The organism is Bifidobacterium sp. POST2/T3 (B1), from assembly GCF_058197115.1.
Window position 1 is genome coordinate 1 of record NZ_JBVPQK010000167.1, and the last position, 5807, is coordinate 5807.

Below are 5807 nucleotides of genomic sequence, written 5' to 3' on the forward strand. Positions count from 1 at the left end.
TCCCGCGTCAACGAAGAAAAAATCAAAAAAGACGACCAGATCATCTCCGAGTTCGGCGACTATACCTATGGCTGGCATGACTCCGACGATGCCGGGCGCAACGCCCACAAGGGCATCGACGAGGACGTGGTCCGGGCGATCTCGGCCGACAAGGGCGAGCCTGACTGGATGCTGCAGATGCGTCTCAAGGGTTATCGGGCCTTCATGGAGAAGCCCATGCCCAAGTGGGGCGTGGATTTGAGCGGGTTCGATGCCGACGACTTCAAGTACTACGTCAAGCCCTTGAAGGAGCAGGCCAAGGACTGGAAGGACCTGCCCGACGACATCCGCACCACCTATGACCGGCTGGGCATCCCCGAGGCCGAGAAGAAGCGGTTGGTCTCCGGCGTTGCCGCCCAGTACGAGTCCGAGGTCATCTACAACTCCATCCGCGACGACCTGCGCAAACAGGGGGTCATCTTCCTGGATACGGACACGGCCCTCAAGGAGTACCCGGACCTCTTCCGCAAGTACTTCGCCACGGTCATCCCTCCGGACGACAACAAGTTCGCCGCCCTGAACACGGCGGCCTGGTCGGGCGGCTCCTTCGTCTACGTGCCCAAGGGCGTCCATGTGGACATCCCCCTGCAGGCCTACTTCCGCATCAACACGCCCAACATGGGCCAATTCGAGCGCACGCTGATCATCGCCGACGAGGGTTCCTACGTCCATTACGTGGAAGGCTGCACGGCCCCCATCTATTCCACCGACTCCCTGCATGCGGCCAATGTGGAGATTGTGGTCGAGCCTCACGCCCGTGTGCGCTACACCACGGTCCAGAACTGGTCCAACAACGTCTACAACCTGGTCACCCAGCGCGCCTATGTACGTGAGGGCGGCACCATGGAGTGGGTGGACGGCAACATCGGGTCCAAGGCCACCATGAAGTACCCGGCCTGCATCCTGGCCGAGCCCTACGCCAAGGCCGAGACCCTCTCCCTGGGCTTCGCCGGCAAAGGCCAGTATCAGGATACGGGCGCCAAGATGATCCACCTGGCACCCCACACCTCCTCCACCATCGTCTCCAAGTCCATCTCCCGCAACGGGGGAAGGGCCGCATACCGAGGCCTGGTCAAGATCATCAAGGGTGCCGAGAAGTCCTCCTCCTCGGTGGTCTGCGATGCCCTGCTGGTGGACGACTACTCCCGCTCGGATACCTACCCGCACGTGGATGTTCGCGAGGACGACGTCTCCATGGCCCACGAGGCCACCGTCTCCAAGGTCTCCGAGGACCAGCTCTTCTATCTGATGAGCCGCGGCCTGGAGGAGAAGGAGGCCATGGGCATGATAGTGCGCGGGTTCGTGGAGCCCATCTCCCGGCAGCTGCCCATGGAGTACGCGTTGGAGCTCAACCGCTTGGTCGAATTGCAGATGGAGGGTTCGGTAGGCTGATGTCACAGAAGAGCGAAGTAACCATTCCGCACGCGGATCCCAAGGATCCCTATGCTTTCCCGGCCACCATGCCGTCCAGCGCCGACAAGGAGCCCCGCTCCTTCGATCCTGACGACTTCCCCATGCCCACCCGCAAGCAGGATGACTGGCGGTTCACCCCCATCGACCGGATGGAGGAGTTCTTCACCGTCTTCCAGCCCAGCGGCCTGACCAAGGTCTCGGTCTCCATGATCGACGGGTCCGAACCGCCCGCGGATCAGGTCAGCGTCAGCCGGATTCCCATGGATCAGGCCCCCTGCGGCACCGTCCTCAAGCCCAGCGACCGAGCAGCCGCTGTGGAGTGGGCCAGCGGCAAGCAGGCAACGGTGGTGAACCTCAAGGGCACCCTGGATCAGCCTGTACTGGTCCGTGTCAACGGCGGCGGCCCTGAGCTGGACGTCTTCCACCTGGTCATCAAGGCCGAGGCGGGCACCAAGGCCGATCTGGTGGTCGAGCACCAGGGCCAGGCACGTCTGGCTGAAGGGGTTGAAATCGACATCGGTGACAATTCGCAGATGTCGACCACCTTCATCCAGGAGTGGGACAAGGGCAGCAAGCATATAGGCAACCACCGCATTCACCTTGGTGCCGAGGCCTCCCTGCGTCACTCGGTGGTCAGCCTGGGCGGCGATGTGGTGCGGCTGCGCATGGATCAGGACTTCGGTGGCGAGCAGGGCGACCTGAACATGCTGGGCATCTACTTCGTCGATCCCGGCCAGCACATGGAGCACCGGACCATGGTGGTGCACAACCATCCCAACTGCAAGTCCCGTGTGGTATACAAGGGGGCCCTGGACGGCATCGGCGCGCACACCACCTGGGTGGGCAACGCGCTCATTCAGCCCACCGCGCCTGGAACCGACTCCTACGAGCTCAACCGGAACCTGGTGCTCACCCCTGGGGCCATCGCTGATTCCGAGCCCAACCTGGAGATCGAGAACGGCGACATCATCGGGGCAGGCCATGCCAGTTCGGTCGGACGCTTCGACGACGAGGAGCTCTTCTACCTGCAGTCCCGCGGCATCCCCGAGCAGGAGGCCCGCAAGCTGGTGGTTCGAGGCTTCTTCGGCGAACTGGTGGAGGAGATCGACGTCCCCAGCGTCTCCGGGCACCTGATGGGGGTCATCGACCGCAGGCTGGCGGCCGGCGAGGATCAAGAGATGCAGCACGTTTTGGAGGAGAACTGACATGTCCACATTGGAAATCAAGGATTTGCACGTCTCAGTGGAGACCAAGGAGGGTCGCAAGCAGATCCTCAAGGGGGCCACGCTGACCGTCCACTCCGGCGAGACCCACGCCATCATGGGGCCCAACGGGTCCGGCAAGTCCACCCTGGCCTACACGCTGGCCGGCCATCCCAAGTATGAGGTGGATTCGGGCCAGGCCCTGCTGGATGGGCAGGATCTGCTCAAGATGACCCCGGACGAGCGGGCCAAGGCCGGGCTCTTCCTGGCCATGCAGTACCCGGTCGAGGTGCCCGGCGTGTCCATGACCAACTTCCTGCGTACCGCCAAGACCGAGGTCGACGGCAAGGCCCCGGCCATCCGCCAGTGGACCAAGGATCTGAACGATGCCATGAAGCGGCTGCGCATGGATTCCAAATTCGCCCAGCGCTCGGTCAACGAGGGCTTCTCGGGCGGCGAGAAGAAGCGGGCCGAGGTCCTGCAGCTGGAGCTGCTCAAGCCCAAGTTCGCCATCCTGGACGAAACCGACTCCGGGCTGGACGTGGACGCTCTGCGCATCGTCTCCGAAGGGGTCAACAGGGCCAAGGAGAACACCGGCATGGGCGTGCTCATGGTCACCCACTACACCAGGATCCTCAAGTACATAAAGCCTGACATCGTCCATGTCTTCGCCGACGGTCGCTTCGTGAAGACCGGCGGTCCCGAGCTGGCCGACACCCTGGAGGAGACCGGGTACGACCAGTACCTGCCCGAGGGTGCCGACTCCGAATCGGCTCTGGCCTGAGGATAAGAGAAGAGGTCCGCAATGGTTATCGATGACAGCATTCGTCAGCAGTTTCCGATTCTGGACCAGCAGGTGCACGGACACCCTCTGGTCTATCTGGATTCGGCCGCAACGGCTCAGAAGCCCCTGGCCGTCATCGATGCCGTTCGGGACTTCTACTTGAAGGACAACGCCGGGGTGCACCGAGGGGCCCATGAGTTGGCAGCCCGCAGCACCATGGCCTTCGAGCATGCCCGCTCCCGCGTGGCCGCCCTAGTCGGCGCGGAGGGTCAGGAGGGCGGAGAGGAGATCGTGGTCACTGCCGGGGCCACCGCCGCTCTGAATCTGCTGGCCACCGCCTTCGGCAATGCAAGCCTGGGTCGCGGAGGCAAAGCGGCCCGTCGATTCGCTCTGAAGCCCGGGGATGAGGTCGTGGTCAGCAAGGCTGAGCATCACTCGGTCCTCCTGCCTTTCCAGGAGCTTTGCTACCGGACCGGGGCGGTCCTCAGGTACTTCGATCTGGATCCGGATGGCCGCGTTCTTGCCGATACTGCCGATCAAGTCATTACGGAGCGGACCAAGGTGGTCGCCGTCACCCACGTCAGCAATGTGACCGGTGCCGTCACAGACATCAAGCCCATCGTCCGCCGTGCCCACCAGGTGGGCGCTCTGGTGGTGTTGGATGTTTGCCAGTCGGTGCCTCATCTGCCTGTGGACCTGCACGTCATGGACGTGGACTTCGCCGCCTGGAGTGCCCACAAGATGTATGGCCCCACCGGCGTAGGCTTCCTCTATGGCCGCCGTGAGTTGCTGGAGGCCCTGCCTCCTGCTTCGTTCGGCGGATCCATGGTGGAGCTGGCCTATCTGGACCGCCCAGCCAGCTACATGGATCCACCTGCCCGGTTCGAGGCCGGCACACAGCCGGTGGCACAGATGATCGGGGCTGGTGCGGCTGCCGATTGGCTGATGAATTTGGGCATGGAGAATGTGGCCGAACACGAGAAGGCCATCACCGCCGGTCTGTTGAGGCTGGGGGAGTTGGACGGAGTACGCATCCTAGGACCGACCACCCCAGAGGACCGGATCGGCACGGTCGCCTTTGATGTGCAAGGTGTTCATCCCCATGACGTGGGCCAGTATGTGGATTCGCGCGGCATTGCCATCCGCGTAGGGCACCACTGCGCCCAACCGGTGCATCGTCACTTTGGCTTGATGGCATCCAACCGGGCCTCGACCGGCGTTTACAATACCGTGGCCGACACGGATGCCCTGCTGGATGCCGTCTCTGGAGTCCGCAAGTTCTTCCGAGTGGCTTGAGGGCATTCACCGGCAGCGCATAGACGGATTTAGCAAGGACATACTGGTAGGTTAAGAACATGGCGGATTTCGGGATGGATGACGAGGAAATGGAGCAGATGTACCAGGAGGTGATCCTGGACGCCGCCCGGAAACCTCACGGACGTGTAGGAGATCAGGCTGATGCGGGGGAGGACCCGGATGGCGACGGCGTGACCATCAGGGTAGAGCACGAGGCCTGCTTGGCTGCCGAGTCCCATCAGTTCAATCCCACCTGCGGGGATCAGGCAACCATCCATGTGGAGGTGGCGCCCGGCGAGCAGGGCGGTCCCGACCTCATCCAGCGGATCGTCTGGCAGGGTTCGGGTTGCTCAATCAGCCAAGCCAGCCTATCCATCATGGTGGATCTGGTCCAGGGGCAGACCGTCGATCATGCCATGGACCTGGCTGCCGACTTCCGCAAGCTCATGGAGTCGCGCGGAGCCGGACTTGAGGATGAGAAGACGCAGGACGCTCTTGGCGATGCCATGGTCTTCCAGGGCGTGTCCAAGTATCCCATGCGAATCAAGTGCGCCCTGCTTGGCTGGGAGGGCATGAAGGCCTCGGTGGCCCAGGCCCTGTCAGCCGGACGAGAAGGCGACAAAGGTGAGAAGGAGGAGCAGGTATGAGCGGTAATACGAATCTGGTGCCCGAACCCCAGGACTCCATCCTGGCCTCGGTGGGCAGGGCCATCAGCGATCCCGGCACGGCACAGGCCCTGGCCAGCAATCCCCTGGGTGCCGAGACGGTTCTGAAGTCGGCCGAAGGCGGCTCCATGCGTCAGGTTGACGGCCAGGCGGACAAGAAGTCCGATTTGGCCAAGTCCGACGATCGGCGTGCCAACACAGCTAACTCTGAAGGCTCCCCTGAAGGCCCGTCAGCGGACCAAGGCTCGAGTGCCCAGACTTCGGCCAGTGCGTCGGCCGCCAATGGTGAGAAGACTGCAGACCAGAATGCCGCTGATGCCGAGGCAGCCGCTGAAGAGGCCATCCCTCTCAAGGCCGTCGACGACATCGGCCGGGCCACAGCCGAGGATGTCAGGGAGGCCCTGCACC

Annotated in this window: 5 protein-coding genes and 1 pseudogene; all 6 read left to right on the forward strand. The window is 63.1% G+C overall.

Going from position 1 to position 5807, the window contains the following annotated elements; genetic code table 11:
• A partial coding sequence (sufB, locus tag AC0AP0_RS08080; protein ID WP_490430088.1) for a Fe-S cluster assembly protein SufB occupies positions 1-1431 on the forward strand: 1431 nt, incomplete at its 5' end.
• Positions 1431-2657 carry a Fe-S cluster assembly protein SufD gene (gene sufD / locus AC0AP0_RS08085; RefSeq protein ID WP_490430093.1) on the forward strand — a complete coding sequence of 409 codons (1227 nt, stop codon included), beginning with the start codon at positions 1431-1433 and terminating at the stop codon, positions 2655-2657. The genes sufB and sufD, both read left to right, overlap by 1 nt.
• A 1-nt stretch (position 2658) precedes the next feature.
• Entirely contained in the window at positions 2659-3438 is a 780-nt protein-coding gene (gene sufC / locus AC0AP0_RS08090; RefSeq protein WP_490430094.1) for a Fe-S cluster assembly ATPase SufC, read from the forward strand.
• A gap of 21 nt (positions 3439-3459) precedes the next feature.
• On the forward strand, positions 3460-4734 hold the full coding sequence (locus AC0AP0_RS08095; protein ID WP_490430095.1) for a SufS family cysteine desulfurase: 1275 nt from the start codon (positions 3460-3462) through the stop codon (positions 4732-4734).
• A 59-nt stretch (positions 4735-4793) separates the two neighbouring features.
• Positions 4794-5381 carry a Fe-S cluster assembly sulfur transfer protein SufU gene (gene sufU, locus AC0AP0_RS08100; RefSeq protein ID WP_490430096.1) on the forward strand — a complete coding sequence of 196 codons (588 nt, stop codon included), beginning with the start codon at positions 4794-4796 and terminating at the stop codon, positions 5379-5381.
• Positions 5378-5807, forward strand: a pseudogene (locus tag AC0AP0_RS08105) (metal-sulfur cluster assembly factor); the annotation flags it as partial. The gene sufU and the pseudogene AC0AP0_RS08105, both read left to right, overlap by 4 nt.